The organism is Burkholderia sp. MS389, assembly GCF_016899425.1.
Classification (GTDB): domain Bacteria; phylum Pseudomonadota; class Gammaproteobacteria; order Burkholderiales; family Burkholderiaceae; genus Burkholderia; species Burkholderia sola.
The window spans coordinates 2,325,106-2,338,150 of sequence record NZ_CP045994.1 but is presented as its reverse complement, the minus strand read 5'-3'; the positions used below and the strand labels follow the sequence as shown (position 1 = coordinate 2,338,150).

Annotated in this window: 11 protein-coding genes and 7 tRNA genes; 13 read left to right on the top strand and 5 right to left on the bottom strand. The window is 66.2% G+C overall.

What is annotated here, in order from left to right; translation table 11 throughout:
* The first annotated feature begins 40 nt into the window (after positions 1–40).
* Complete coding sequence (locus tag GJG85_RS10850) at positions 41–715, top strand: C40 family peptidase (protein ID WP_050012938.1); 675 nt, start codon at positions 41–43, stop codon at positions 713–715.
* Positions 716–885: 170 nt separating this feature from the next.
* Here the strand turns inward: GJG85_RS10850 and GJG85_RS10845 are convergent, their stop codons facing one another.
* Positions 886–1,803: a patatin-like phospholipase family protein gene (locus tag GJG85_RS10845; protein WP_050012937.1), complete on the bottom strand. Its 918-nt coding sequence runs from the start codon at positions 1,801–1,803 to the stop codon at positions 886–888.
* A 273-nt stretch (positions 1,804–2,076) separates the two neighbouring features.
* On the opposite strand from GJG85_RS10845, the gene gltX reads away from it, so the two are divergent.
* The 9 genes from gltX (at position 2,077) to GJG85_RS10800 (ending at position 5,461) form a co-directional block, all read left to right on the top strand.
* On the top strand, positions 2,077–3,486 hold the full coding sequence (gene gltX / locus GJG85_RS10840) for a glutamate--tRNA ligase (RefSeq protein ID WP_050012936.1): 1,410 nt from the start codon (positions 2,077–2,079) through the stop codon (positions 3,484–3,486).
* Positions 3,487–3,613: 127 nt separating this feature from the next.
* Positions 3,614–3,689, top strand: a tRNA-Ala gene (locus GJG85_RS10835).
* A gap of 138 nt (positions 3,690–3,827) precedes the next feature.
* A tRNA-Glu gene (locus tag GJG85_RS10830) sits at positions 3,828–3,903 on the top strand.
* A gap of 78 nt (positions 3,904–3,981) precedes the next feature.
* Positions 3,982–4,058 (top strand) — tRNA-Asp (locus tag GJG85_RS10825).
* Positions 4,059–4,121: 63 nt separating this feature from the next.
* A tRNA-Glu gene (locus tag GJG85_RS10820) sits at positions 4,122–4,197 on the top strand.
* 80 nt (positions 4,198–4,277) lie between these two features.
* Positions 4,278–4,354: transfer RNA gene (locus tag GJG85_RS10815), tRNA-Asp, on the top strand.
* Between the two features lie 67 nt (positions 4,355–4,421).
* A tRNA-Glu gene (locus GJG85_RS10810) sits at positions 4,422–4,497 on the top strand.
* 73 nt (positions 4,498–4,570) lie between these two features.
* Positions 4,571–4,647, top strand: a tRNA-Asp gene (locus GJG85_RS10805).
* A gap of 349 nt (positions 4,648–4,996) precedes the next feature.
* On the top strand, positions 4,997–5,461 hold the full coding sequence (locus GJG85_RS10800) for a GNAT family N-acetyltransferase (protein ID WP_069617696.1): 465 nt from the start codon (positions 4,997–4,999) through the stop codon (positions 5,459–5,461).
* Positions 5,462–5,486: 25 nt separating this feature from the next.
* Here the strand turns inward: GJG85_RS10800 and GJG85_RS10795 are convergent, their stop codons facing one another.
* Entirely contained in the window at positions 5,487–6,368 is an 882-nt protein-coding gene (locus tag GJG85_RS10795) for a helix-turn-helix transcriptional regulator (RefSeq protein ID WP_050012934.1), read from the bottom strand.
* Positions 6,369–6,677: 309 nt separating this feature from the next.
* Between GJG85_RS10795 and GJG85_RS10790 the strand changes: the two genes are divergently transcribed.
* Positions 6,678–7,091, top strand: coding sequence for a gamma-glutamylcyclotransferase family protein (locus GJG85_RS10790; RefSeq protein WP_204383307.1), 414 nt, complete (start codon positions 6,678–6,680; stop codon positions 7,089–7,091).
* 138 nt (positions 7,092–7,229) lie between these two features.
* On the opposite strand, the gene aceB is transcribed toward GJG85_RS10790, so the two are convergent.
* Positions 7,230–8,822 carry a malate synthase A gene (aceB, locus tag GJG85_RS10785; protein ID WP_204383302.1) on the bottom strand — a complete coding sequence of 531 codons (1,593 nt, stop codon included), beginning with the start codon at positions 8,820–8,822 and terminating at the stop codon, positions 7,230–7,232.
* Positions 8,823–8,890: 68 nt separating this feature from the next.
* Positions 8,891–9,658: a haloacid dehalogenase type II gene (locus GJG85_RS10780; protein WP_089488575.1), complete on the bottom strand. Its 768-nt coding sequence runs from the start codon at positions 9,656–9,658 to the stop codon at positions 8,891–8,893.
* 158 nt (positions 9,659–9,816) lie between these two features.
* Between GJG85_RS10780 and GJG85_RS10775 the strand changes: the two genes are divergently transcribed.
* Positions 9,817–10,722: a LysR family transcriptional regulator gene (locus GJG85_RS10775; protein WP_050012930.1), complete on the top strand. Its 906-nt coding sequence runs from the start codon at positions 9,817–9,819 to the stop codon at positions 10,720–10,722.
* 159 nt (positions 10,723–10,881) lie between these two features.
* Positions 10,882–11,316: a universal stress protein gene (locus tag GJG85_RS10770; RefSeq protein WP_050012929.1), complete on the top strand. Its 435-nt coding sequence runs from the start codon at positions 10,882–10,884 to the stop codon at positions 11,314–11,316.
* Positions 11,317–11,526: 210 nt separating this feature from the next.
* Here GJG85_RS10770 and aceA read toward each other — a convergent pair whose 3' ends face one another.
* Positions 11,527–12,834 (bottom strand): isocitrate lyase, encoded by a 1,308-nt coding sequence (aceA, locus tag GJG85_RS10765; protein WP_050012928.1) that lies wholly within the window; start codon positions 12,832–12,834, stop codon positions 11,527–11,529.
* Positions 12,835–13,045: the final 211 nt, after the last annotated feature.

Genomic DNA, 13,045 nt, shown 5'->3' with positions numbered 1-13,045 from the left:
TCCGCCAATCAGCTGATTTTTAAGCATATTCCATCGACCAATGCAGCATCGATCCCTGACCCAGGCATGCGCGCGCACCATCGCCGGGCTGTTCATCGGCGCCCTGTTCGCAGCAGCACCCGGCGCGTTCGCCGACGAAGTCAGCAGTTTTAACCAGAATGTCAGCAATTCGACTCAGATCGGGTCGGGTTCCCCCCTCCAGCAGACCAGCGCGCAGCCGTCGAGCGGCGGCGCGAAGTCGTTCCTTGCCGGCATGGCGGGCAAGGCAGGCGACGTGGTGGTCGGCGCGCTGAACATGATCGGCGTGCGGTATCGCTGGGGTGGCAACTCGCCGGATTCGGGCCTCGACTGCAGCGGCTTCGTGCGCTACGTGTTCCAGGACACGCTCGGCATGTCGCTGCCGCGTCGCGCGGAAGAAATGAGCCGCGTCGGCGAGAAGGTGAGCATGAGCAACCTGAAGCCGGGCGATCTCGTGTTCTTCAACACGATGCGCCGCACGTTCTCGCACGTCGGCATCTATATCGGCGACAACAAGTTCGTGCATTCGCCGTCGACGGGCAGCACGGTTCGCGTCGACGATCTCGACAGCGGCTACTGGGAAAAGCGTTTCACCGGTGCGCGCCGGATCGAATCGGAATTCCCGATGAAGCCCGAAGACCTGCGTCAGCGCGTGCGCGCGACGCTCGGCGACGATTCGGCGAACGGCAGCAACTGACGTTTGCCGGTCGCGCGGGCCGGACGATAAAATAAAAAACCCTGTCACCGAAAGGCGGCAGGGTTTTTTGCTTTTGGGGCGGCGTCGACGGCGGGGCGGAAGTCGTTGCGTCGGCCACGGGCGGCAGGCGGCGCGTGCCGCGGCCTCCCGCTCATCGTGGCTTGGGCGGCTTACGCGGCCACGGCCACGCCGCGCGCCGCCGCGAGCTTGCGCTGCAGTTCCGGCATGATGCGCGCGACCGCTTCCTCGCCCGCGAGGATCGCCGCGTTGCGCTGGTTGAAGTCGCTGCCGCCCATCGCCGCGAGGTTCGGGCGAATCACGACGTCCGCGTACTTGTCGAGCTCGTAGGTCTTGATCGTCTGGCCCATGATCGTGAAGGTCTGCAGCAGCATCTCGATCGGGTTGTTGGTCGCTGCGCCGTCGGGGCGGGCCGAGATGTCGACCGCGATCACGAAGCTCGCGCCCATCTTGCGCGCAAACGACGCCGGCACAGGGCTCACGAGGCCGCCGTCGACATATTCGCGCGTGCCGATCTTCACCGGCTCGAACACCGACGGCACGCTGCACGACGCGCGCACCGCGAGCCCCGCGTTGCCTTGCTGGAACAGGATCGGCTGGCCGCTTTGCAGGTCCGTCGCGACGATGCCGAGCGGCTTCGCCATCTTCTCGATCGGCCGGTTGTTGAGCGTCTTGTTCAGGAAGTTCTGCAGCGCGACGCCTTGCAGCAGGCCGCGCGAGCGGAACGGCAGCGCCCAGTCGCTGATCGCCGCCTGGTCCATGTCGAGGGCGATCTTGTTGATCTGCAGCGCGTTCATGCCCGACGCGTAGAGTGCGCCGACCACCGAGCCCGCGCTCGTCCCGGCGACGATCTCGATCGGAATGCCGCGCGCCTCGAGCGCCTTCAGCACGCCGATGTGCGAGAAGCCGCGCGCGGCGCCGCCGCCGAGCGCGATACCGATCTTGACGGGCTTCTCCTGCGGCAGGGCCGTGCCGGGGCGGGACTTGTCGCCGAAGGACGTACAGGCGGCGAGGCTGGCGGACGCGCACGCGATCGTGAAGTGGCGGCGCGACAGGCGAGGGGACGACATCGATGGTTCTCCGGCGGCTTGGCGGCGGGTCACACGGCCCGCGGCGGCGAGGGTTTCCGAGGCCGCGCAGCGGGTTCCGCGCGGCCGGCGCCGCACCGGCTGGCGGCCGCGGCGCGCACATCATAAAGCAAGCGGCGCGCTTGGCGCGATGTCCGGCGCGAGTATAATTCCGGCTTCTTTCCCGTTCCGGGCGTCGCCGGCTCCGTTGCTGTCCGGGCTGCCGTCGTCCCGCGTCGAATCATTCATGCGCCCCAGGCGTTCGAGTTACCGTTTATGACCCGTCCTGTCCGTACCCGCTTCGCGCCGAGTCCCACCGGCTTCATCCACCTCGGCAACATCCGCTCCGCACTCTATCCGTGGGCGTTCGCCCGCAAGATGAAAGGCACGTTCGTGCTGCGCATCGAGGATACCGACGTCGAGCGCTCGTCGCAGGAAGCGGTCGATGCGATCCTCGAAGGGATGCAATGGCTCGGGCTGGATTTCGACGAAGGCCCGATCTACCAGATGCAGCGGATGGACCGCTATCGCGAAGTGCTCGCGCAGATGCTCGAGAAGGGCCTCGCGTATCCGTGCTACATGTCGGCCGAGGAACTCGACGCGCTGCGCGAACGCCAGCGCGAAGCCGGCCTGAAGCCGCGCTACGACGGCACGTGGCGTCCGGAGCCCGGCAAGGTGCTGCCGGAGCCGCCGGCCGGCGTGAAGCCGGTCCTGCGCTTCCGCAATCCGCTGACGGGCACGGTCGTGTGGGACGACGCGGTGAAGGGGCGTGTCGAGATCTCGAACGAGGAACTCGACGACCTCGTGATCGCGCGCCCGGACGGCACGCCGATCTACAACTTCTGCGTGGTGGTGGACGACATGGACATGGGCATCACGCACGTGATCCGCGGCGACGACCACGTGAACAACACGCCGCGCCAGATCAACATCCTGAACGCACTCGGAGGCGAGCCGCCCGTCTATGCGCACCTGCCGACCGTGCTGAACGAGCAGGGCGAGAAGATGAGCAAGCGGCATGGCGCGATGAGCGTGATGGCGTACCGCGACGCAGGCTTCCTGCCGGAGGCCGTCGTCAACTATCTCGCGCGCCTCGGCTGGTCGCACGGCGACGCCGAGATCTTCTCGCGCGAACAGTTCGTCGAATGGTTCGATCTCGAGCACCTCGGCAAGTCGCCCGCGCAGTACGACCACAGCAAGCTGAGCTGGCTGAACGCGCATTACATCAAGGAAGCCGACAACGCGCGCCTCGCGGCGCTCGCGAAGCCGTTCCTCGATGCGCTCGGCATCGACGACGCGGCGATCGCGACGGGCCCCGCGCTCGACGCGGTGGTCGGCCTGATGAAGGATCGTGCGACGACGGTCAAGGAGATCGCGGAAGGCGCGACGATGTTCTACCGTGTGCCGGCGCCCGACGCCGATGCGCTCGCGCAGCACGTGACCGATGCGGTGCGGCCGGCGCTGGCCGATCTCGTCGTCGCGCTGAAGGCGGCCGACTGGACGAAGGAGGCAGTGTCCGCGGCGTTGAAGGCGACGCTCGCCACGCACAAGCTGAAGATGCCGCAGCTCGCGATGCCGGTGCGTCTGCTGGTGGCGGGCACGACGCACACGCCGTCGATCGATGCGGTGCTCGTGCTGTTCGGTCGCGACGTCGTGGTGTCGCGCATCGAGGCCGCGCTGGGCTGACGTATGGGCGAGCGCGAAGCCGCCGCGCATGAGCGCGCGGCGGCTTCGCAAAAAATTTCGCGCGAATCGTAAAAAGGGTATTTACAAGTTCGAAATCGGTCCATATAATCTCATTTCTGTTCTGCAAGGGGGTATAGCTCAGCTGGGAGAGCGCTTGCATGGCATGCAAGAGGTCAGCGGTTCGATCCCGCTTACCTCCACCAACAGAACAAGCTGGATTGATTTGCGAAGCAGCGGTAGTAATAAGTGCTTCACAAAATGATTCAAAGCAGTTAGAATTTCGGCCTTCGCTGTTGACTGTAAAGTAAATAGCGAAAGTCAGACAAATCTGAAAAGATTTTGTCCCCTTCGTCTAGAGGCCTAGGACATCACCCTTTCACGGTGAGTACAGGGGTTCGAATCCCCTAGGGGACGCCAAATTCAGCGGCGTTTCGTAGAAGCGTCGCAAGGCTTGCAGGAACGTAACCGACGTCCTGCAGGTTGGGTAAGAAAGCTGGAGCGGTAGTTCAGTCGGTTAGAATACCGGCCTGTCACGCCGGGGGTCGCGGGTTCGAGTCCCGTCCGCTCCGCCAGAACGAAGCCCGTTCAAGACGTTTTTGAGCGGGCTTTTGTATTAAAGATGTAAGCAGTACGTTGTCCCCTTCGTCTAGAGGCCTAGGACATCACCCTTTCACGGTGAGTACAGGGGTTCGAATCCCCTAGGGGACGCCAGATTCAGCGGCGTTTCATGGAAGTGTCGCAACGCGTGCAGGAACGTGACGAGATCCTGCAGGCGGTGGTGCAGAAAAGCTGGAGCGGTAGTTCAGTTGGTTAGAATACCGGCCTGTCACGCCGGGGGTCGCGGGTTCGAGCCCCGTCCGCTCCGCCAGAACGAAGCCCGTTCAAAAAGCGTTTTTTTGAACGGGCTTTCTCGTTAAGGATGTAAGCAGTACGTTGTCCCCTTCGTCTAGAGGCCTAGGACATCACCCTTTCACGGTGAGTACAGGGGTTCGAATCCCCTAGGGGACGCCAGATTTCGGCGTCGTTCGAACAAACGACGCGCCGGCAGGAAGTAACCGACGCCTGCCAGGCAAGCAGCAAGACTGGAGCGGTAGTTCAGTCGGTTAGAATACCGGCCTGTCACGCCGGGGGTCGCGGGTTCGAGTCCCGTCCGCTCCGCCAAACGAACAACAATGCCCGCCTTGTGCGGGCATTGTTGTTTGTGCATTCGGTCGTTGTGCTCGCTCGCGGGCGCGTGACTGCGGAGCGGAGGAAGCCGCCTGCGCGGCTTCCGACGGGACTCGAAGGGCTGCGCGTGCACGCGCAGCCGCGGCCTGCGGGATGTAGGCGAGTCCCGTCCGCTCCGCCAGAAAATGAAGAAGCCCGCCTCGTGCGGGCTTTTTCATTTGAATCGTCCATTGTGCCTTCCGCTGACACCCCACACCGCGCGCCGCGCCCCTACGAGAAATTCGCGATTGCATCCGCACGCGACTGCGCTATCGTGGCGGGATGCGTTTCCGACTCCTGCGCGATGCTCGATCCGACCGACCTGCGACTCCTGTATCAGCTCCGACCCGCGGAGCCCGGCGATTTTCCGTATGCCGAAGCGTTGACGCACGGCAACATGGGCGGCTACTACAAGCGTCATGGGCTCGTGTGGCGCAGCGACCTGTTCTATGCGAGCTGGCGCGAATCCGAAAACTTCATCCTCGAAGCCGACGGCGAGCGCATCGGCGTGCTGCGTGTGACCGAGGAGGGCGATTCGCTGCACATCCGCGACGTGCAGATCGCGGCCGGCCATCGCGGGCAGGGCGCCGGTACCTACATGCTCGAGATGTCGCATCGCTGGGCGCGTGCGCGCGGGCTGCACGAACTGCAGTTGCGCGTGTTCGTCGACAATCCTGCCGCGCATCTGTATCTGCGCATGGGCTACCGCGTCACCGGGCCGCGGCTCGCGCAACTCGGCTCGATCCGCCACATGGTGCGGCCGGTCTGACGGTCCGGCGCGCGGAAACGAGCGATCAGCGGGCCGCGTCGATCGCGCCGTCGTCGTCCGGCGTTTCGTTTTCCGCGACGTCGCCTTCCGGGCCCCGATGCTCGTAGCCGCGCAGCATGAACGCGCGCGGGCTTTCGCCGAATGCGCGGCGGAACATCGCCGAGAACGCGCTCTGGCTCTGGTAGCCGAGTTCGCGCGCGATGTGCGACAGCGGTCGCCCCTGGTTCAGCAGCGGGATCGCCCGCGCGAGCAGCGCCTGCTGGCGCCACTGCGAAAAGCTCACGCCCAGTTCCTGCTTGAAGAGCCGGGAGATCGTGCGCGTGCTCGCGCCGACCTCGCTCGCCCAGTGTTCGAGCGACTCCGCATGCGCGGGCTGCGCGAGTACCGATTCGCACAGCAGGCGCAGCCGTTTTTCGTCCGGCATCGGCACCGCGAGCGGCAACGGTTCGGCATGACTCAGCTCGTCGAGCACGAGCCCGCACAGCAGGCGCTCGCGCGCGGCGCTCAGGTCGCGCGCGTCGAGTGCGACGATCAGCTCGCGCAGCAGCCCCGTTACCTCGACGACGCGGCATGCATCGAGCCCGCCCGGCACGATCGACTCGTCGATATACAGCGTGCGCAAGTAGGCCTCTTCGACGATCACGACTTCGTGCGACACGTGCGGCGGCACCCAGATCGCGCGGGACGGCGGCACCATCCAGGTCGTGCCGGTCGTCGCCACGCGCAGCACGCCGCGCGACGCATACGCGAGCTGCGCCCACGCATGCGTGTGCAGCGGAATGCGGCGGCCGGCATCGACCTGCCGCGCGCGCACGCGCATCGGATGGTCGGCGGTCGGCGCGAATTCCGGCGGGATGTCGATGACGTCGTACGGGTTCGATACGTCGGCTTGGGCGGGCGGATTCATGAAAGTTCGGGCGGCGCGGCGGCGATGCCGTTATTTTAGAAGGCGCCGCGCGTGCGCATGCGGCGGTTTTTCGGGCCATCATGCCGGCTTCAAATGAACTTTGTGTGGGCGTCGGCGAATCCGGGGTGGCTGCCCGCAGCCGGTCGCCCGCAGCCGGTCGCCCGCAGCCGGTCGCCCGCAGCCGGTCGCACCGACGGTTCGAACCATCGGGCCGATATCGCGGTCTATCGATGCGTGCGCCACGTCGCGCCCATCGCGCACCGGTCGCACGCCAACACGGCAACACACGAATCGAAGAGGAGAACCACGATGCGCCACGTATTCGTCTATGGCACCTTGAGAGCCGGACAGGCCAACGACATCGGCCATGCGGCCGCCCGCCACGGCATCGCCGCGCCGACGCTGCTGGGCGCGGTCGCGCTGCCGGGCGAACTGGTCGATTTCGGCACGTATCCGGGCATGATCGCCGGTACGGCCGGCAAGTCGCTGGTGTGGGGCGACGTCTACGAGGTCGACGCGCAGCTCGTCCCGGTGCTCGACGAGATCGAGCGCGTCTATCCGGGCATCGATTCGCTGTTCAAGCCGGACGAGGTAACGGTCGAGCTCGGCGGCCGGCAGTACGCGTGCCTGTATTATCCGGTCGCCGCGCACGCGGCGGCCGGGCGTCCGCGCATCGCGTCCGGCGATTGGGTTCAGCACCGGCGCGAGCAGGAAGCCGCCTGAGCGTGCCTGCGGGCGGTGGCAGGATTCGCTGCAAAAGAGGAAGCGCCCCGCGGGGCGCTTTTTTCCTGCCGGTGACCCGTCATCGCATGCGACCGCCGACACGGCGTGGCCGTCCGGCGATCGCAGCCGACGGCGTCGTCAAATTTCCTCGTACAGCGGCAGCGTCAGGAATTCGGTGAAGCCTTCCGACGTGGACATCTGCTCGAAGATCGCCGCGGCGCGTTCGTACGGCTGCGTGTTGCCGCCGACCGAGCGCTTCACGTTGTCGAGCTCGAGCTTCGCGAATTCGCGCACGAGGTCGGCCGTGACCTTGCGGCCGTCGTCGAGCACGCCCTTCGGCGAGCGGATCCATTGCCACACCTGCGAGCGCGAGATCTCGGCCGTCGCCGCGTCTTCCATCAGGTTGTGGATCGGCACGCAGCCGTTGCCGTCGAGCCATGCGCCGAGGTAGTGGATCCCGACGTTGATATTGTTGCGCAGCCCGGCTTCGGTGATCGGCGCTTCCGGCTGGAAGTCGAGCAGGTTCCTGCCTTCGACCTGCACGTCGTCGCGCTGCTTTGCGATCTGGTTCGGCTGGTCGCCGAGCACCTTGACGAATTCTTCCATCGCGATCGGCACGAGGCCCGGATGCGCGACCCAGCCGCCGTCGTAGCCGTCGGTCGCGTCGCGCTGCTTGTCCGAGCGCACCCCGCCCATCGCCTTGTCGTTCGCTTCCGGATCGTTCTTGATCGGGATCAGCGCGCTCATCCCGCCGATCGCCGGCGCGTTGCGCTTGTGGCAGGTCTTCAGCAGCAGCAACGCGTACGCGCGCATGAACGGCACTGTCATCGTGATCTTCGAACGCTCGGCCAGGCAGAAGTCGCGGTCGTTCTTGAACTTCTTGATCGCCGAGAAGATGTAGTCCCAGCGGCCGGCGTTCAGGCCCGAGCTGTGTTCGCGCAGTTCGTACAGGATCTCGTCCATCTCGAACGCGGCGAGGATCGTCTCGATCAGCACCGTCGCGCGGATCGTGCCGCGCGGCACGCCGATCGCTTCCTGGGCCGCGACGAAGATGTCGTTCCACAGGCGCGCCTCGAGATGGCTTTCCATCTTCGGCAGGTAGAAGTACGGGCCCGAGCCGCGCGCGATCAGTTCCTTCGTGTTGTGGAACAGGAACAGCGCGAAATCGAAGATGCCGCCGGACACGCGCTGGCCGTCGACCGTCACGTGCTTCTCGTCGAGGTGCCAGCCGCGCGGACGCACGATCAGCGTCGCGACCTTGTCGTTCAGCCGGTACGACTTGCCGTTCTGCTCGAGCGAGATCGTGCGGCGCACCGCGTCCTTCAGGTTGATCTGGCCGTCGATCTGGTTCGTCCAGCTCGGCGCGTTCGAATCCTCGAAGTCCGTCATGTACGAATCGGCGCCCGAGTTCAGCGCGTTGATGATCATCTTGCGCTCGACCGGGCCCGTGATTTCGACGCGGCGGCATTGCAGGTCGGCCGGCAGCGGCGCGACCTTCCAGTCGCCTTCGCGGATCGCCTGCGTCTCGGCGAGGAAATCGGGGCGCTCGCCCGCGTCGAGGCGTTTCGTGCGCTCGACGCGCGCCTGCAGCAGCGTCTGGCGGCGCGATTCGAACGTGCGATGCAGCGACGCGACGAGTGCCAGCGCGTCGGGCGTCAGGATCGCTTCGTAACCCGGCTTGATTTCGCCGGTGATCGTCATGCCTTGCGGCAGCGTGATCGGGGTGCTCATGAGTTTCATCTCCTTGGTCGGTCAGTTGCGGTTTCGGTGAAAGGGGAAGGCGGCAGCGCTGCGAAACGTCATGCACCCGGGCCGGGGCGCGTGCGGTTTGCGGGTCTGCCGGACGGAGCCGGGGCGGGGGTGGAGAGGAACGCGAGCAGGTCGGCCATGCCGGCGCCCGTGCCGTCGGGCGGCGCGCCGAGTTCCTCGGCGGGCGCGCCCGTGCGGTTGAGCCAGAACGTCGTGTAGCCGAACCAGGTGGCGCCCGCGACGTCCCACGCGTTCGACGACACGAACACGATGCCGCGCGGGTTCGCGCCGAACGCGGCGGTGCCGAGCGCATACGCGGCCGGGCTCGGCTTGTACGCGCGCACGGTGTCGGCCGACAGCACGCGATCGAACAGGCCGGTCATGCCCGCGCTCTTGATCGCGATGTCGAGCATCTGCGGGGTGCCGTTCGACAGGATCGCGAGCGGCGGGCGCGGGTCGAGCGCGTGCAGCTGGCGCAGCGCGGGCACCGTGTCGGGATAGGTGGACAGGCACGCGTATTCGTCCATCAGGCGTTTCTCGGCCGCACTGTTCAGCGCGAGCCCGAGCCTGCGCGCGGCGAACCGCAGCGCGTCGAGCGTGATGTCCCGAAACGGGCGATAGTGCGCGCCGGCCGGATCGGCAAGCGTGCGCAGCTGCGAGTATTCGATCTGCTTGCGCCGCCACAGCTGCGACAACCGTTCCCCGTGTCCGGGAAACATCTGCTCAGCCGCGGCCAGCACGGCACGCACGTCGAACAACGTGCCGAATGCGTCGAAGAGGATGGCGTCGGGGGAGGAGAGTGTCGTTGTGGCCGACATAGCCTTGCGCTCCAGTTTCAGAGGTCGGGTCGATTCTATTCTTGATATAAGCTGCTAAAAAAGACGCTAAACATCACTTGATCTTTTACTTTCATATACCTAATCTTGTGCGGCTCAAGCTATTTGAAGGACGGCGAGGCCGTCCTCTCGACGGAGTCATGGACCGGTTCAAACAGATCGAAACGTTCGCCGCGGTCGCGGCCAAAGGCAGCCTGTCGGCGGCCGCGCACGCGGAAGGCGTCGCGCCGGCGATCATCGGCCGCCGCCTCGACGCACTCGAGGAGCGGCTCGGCGTGAAGCTGCTGGTGCGCACGACGCGCAAGCTCACGCTGACGTTCGAGGGGTCGGCGTTCCTCGAGGATTGCCAGCGCATCATCAACGAGATGCAGAACGCGGAAGCGAGCGTGTCCGCCGGCGGTGTCAAGGCGAGCGGCCATCTGCGGCTCTCCGCGCCGGCCGGCTTCGGCCGGCGGCACGTCGCGCCGCTCGTGCCCGAATTCAGCGGCGCGCATCCGGACGTGTCGGTCACGCTCGACCTGTCCGACCGGATGGTGGACCTCGTCAACGAGGGGTTCGATTGCGCGGTGCGGCTCGGCGAGCTGCCCGATTCGTCGCTCGTGTCGCTGAAGCTCGGCGAGAACCGCCGCGTGTGCGTCGCGTCGCCCGCGTATCTCGCACGGCGCGGCACGCCGGCCACGCTCGCGGAACTGGCGCGGCACAACTGCCTCGCGCTCGCGGCGAATGCGAACCAGCAGCGCGGCTGGGCGTTCCAGGAAGGCGACAAGGTCGTGTCGATCCGCGTGAACGGCACGATGGAATGCTCGGACGGCGCGGTGCTGCACGAATGGTGCCTCGCCGGCCACGGCCTCGCGTGGCGCTCGTGGTGGGAAGTCGGCGAGGACGTCGCGGCCGGCCGGCTCGTCAGCGTGCTCGATGCGTTCGCCGCGCCGCCGATCGGCATTCACGCGGTGTTTCCGCAGCGCCGACATCTGCCGCTGCGCGTGCGCCTGTTTCTCGATTACCTGAAGCACACGTACGAGCGGCCCGGCTATTGGGGCGAGTAGGCGCCGCGCGCCCGCGTGTTTCCGATATGAGGGCGAACCCGCTGGCGGTGCGGCTTGCGCGGTTTCACCCACTACAATCGTAAGAGGCATGCACGCGGTGTCGCGGCCGGCTCGGCCGGAGCCGGGGCGCGCGGCGTGCGATTGACGAAGGAGGGCGCGATGTTCCGGCACATCCTCGTTCCAACCGACGGTTCCGAACTGTCGCAAAAGGCGATCGACGGCGCGATCGACCTGGCGCGCGCGGTCGGCGCGCAGGTCACGGCCTATGCGTGCCTGCCGCAATACCCGTACTCGCCGTTTTCCGAAGTGATCATCGAGCCGCCCGCCGATTTCCGTGCGCGCAGCGAGCGCGAGGCGCGCGCGCATCTCGACGAGGTGGAAGCGGCCGCGAAGGCGGCCGGAGTCGCGTGCGACACGTGGACGAGCGTGCATCCGTCGCCGTATCTCGGCATCATCGAGGCGGCCGAACGCGGCGGGTGTGACGTGATCTTCATGGCGTCCCACGGACGCCGCGGGCTCGGCAGCCTGCTGATCGGCAGCGAGACGCAGCGCGTGCTGACCCATACGAAAATTCCGGTGATCGTCTATCGGTAGGGCAGCGCCGGCCGTGGCGGGGCGGGCTGCGCATCGGAAAAAGGGCGCGCCGGACGAAGCCGGCGCGCAGCGTTGCTGGCGGCCCGCAGGCCGCGCGGCCGGTTGCGCGATGGGACTCGCGCGCCTGCCGTCTCCTCCCTGATTGTTGTTCCGGTGGCCGATGCCGCGGCGTCGCGAGACGCGGCGGGCATCGGCGTAACGCCTGGCGTGTTACGCGACCTTCTTGCCGTCGAAGAACTGTTCGTCCTCGGTCGAGCCGTGCAGCGCGGTCGTCGACGCTTCGCGTTCGACCGTCTGCGTCACCGCGTCGAAGTAGCCGGTGCCGACCTCGCGCTGGTGCTTGACGGCCGTGAAGCCCTTGTCGGCCGCCGCGAACTCGGCCTGCTGCAGTTCGACGAACGCGCTCATCTGCGTGCGGGCATAGCCGTGCGCGAGGTTGAACATCGAGTAGTTCAGCGCATGGAAGCCGGCCAGCGTGATGAACTGGAACTTGTAGCCCATCGCGCCGAGTTCCTTCTGGAACTTGGCGATCGTCGCGTCGTCGAGGTTCTTCTTCCAGTTGAACGACGGCGAGCAGTTGTACGACAGCAGCTTGCCCGGGAACTGCTTGTGGATCGCTTCCGCGAACTTCTTCGCGTACTCGAGATCCGGCTTGCCCGTTTCGCACCAGATCAGGTCCGCGTACGGTGCGTACGCGAGGCCGCGCGAGATCGCCTGCTCGAGGCCCGGCTTCGTGCGGAAGAAGCCTTCCACCGTGCGCTCGCCGGTCAGGAACGGCTTGTCGTTGTCGTCGACGTCGGACGTGATCAGGTCGGCCGCTTCCGCGTCGGTGCGGGCCACCAGCACGGTCGGCGTGCCCATCACGTCGGCCGCGAGACGCGCGGCCGACAGCTTCGCGACGGCTTCGCGCGTCGGCACGAGCACCTTGCCGCCCATGTGGCCACACTTCTTCACCGACGCGAGCTGGTCCTCGAAGTGGACGCCCGCCGCGCCGGCCTCGATCATCGCCTTCATCAGCTCGAACGCGTTGAGCACGCCGCCGAAGCCGGCTTCCGCATCGGCGACGATCGGCGCGAAGAAATCGACGTAGCCTTCGTCGCCCGGGTTCTTGCCTTCCGACCACTGGATCTGGTCGGCGCGCGTGAGCGTGTTGTTGATGCGCTTGACGACGAGCGGCACCGAGTTCGCCGGATACAGCGACTGGTCCGGGTACATTTCGCCCGCGACGTTCGCGTCGCCGGCCACTTGCCAGCCGGACAGGTAGATGGCCTTCAGGCCGGCCTTCACCTGCTGCATCGCCTGGTTGCCGGTCAGCGCGCCGAGGGCGTTGACGAACGGCTCGTTGTTGATGAGGCTCCACAGCTTTTCCGCGCCGCGCTTGGCCAGCGTGTGCTCGATCGGGATCGAGCCGCGCAGGCGGACCACGTCCTCGGCCAAGTAGCTGCGCTTGATGCCCTTCCAGCGCGGATCGGTTTCCCATTGCTGCTGCAGTTCCTGTGCCTGTTGCTGACGCGACATGATGAGCTCCTTGATGCGATGTATGCGTGACGGGCCGAATCTGGCGGTGACGATGCGGTTCGCGAGGCGGGGAAGCGATGCGTTCCCGTTCGCGAAGTCTTGTATAAGAGTCTAGGCAAATCGGCGGGAGCGAAACAGGGGCTGGCTCGGGAAGTGCGGAATTTTTTAATTGTTTTTAATCAACGGGTTGCATTCGTCATTTCGAGATAAG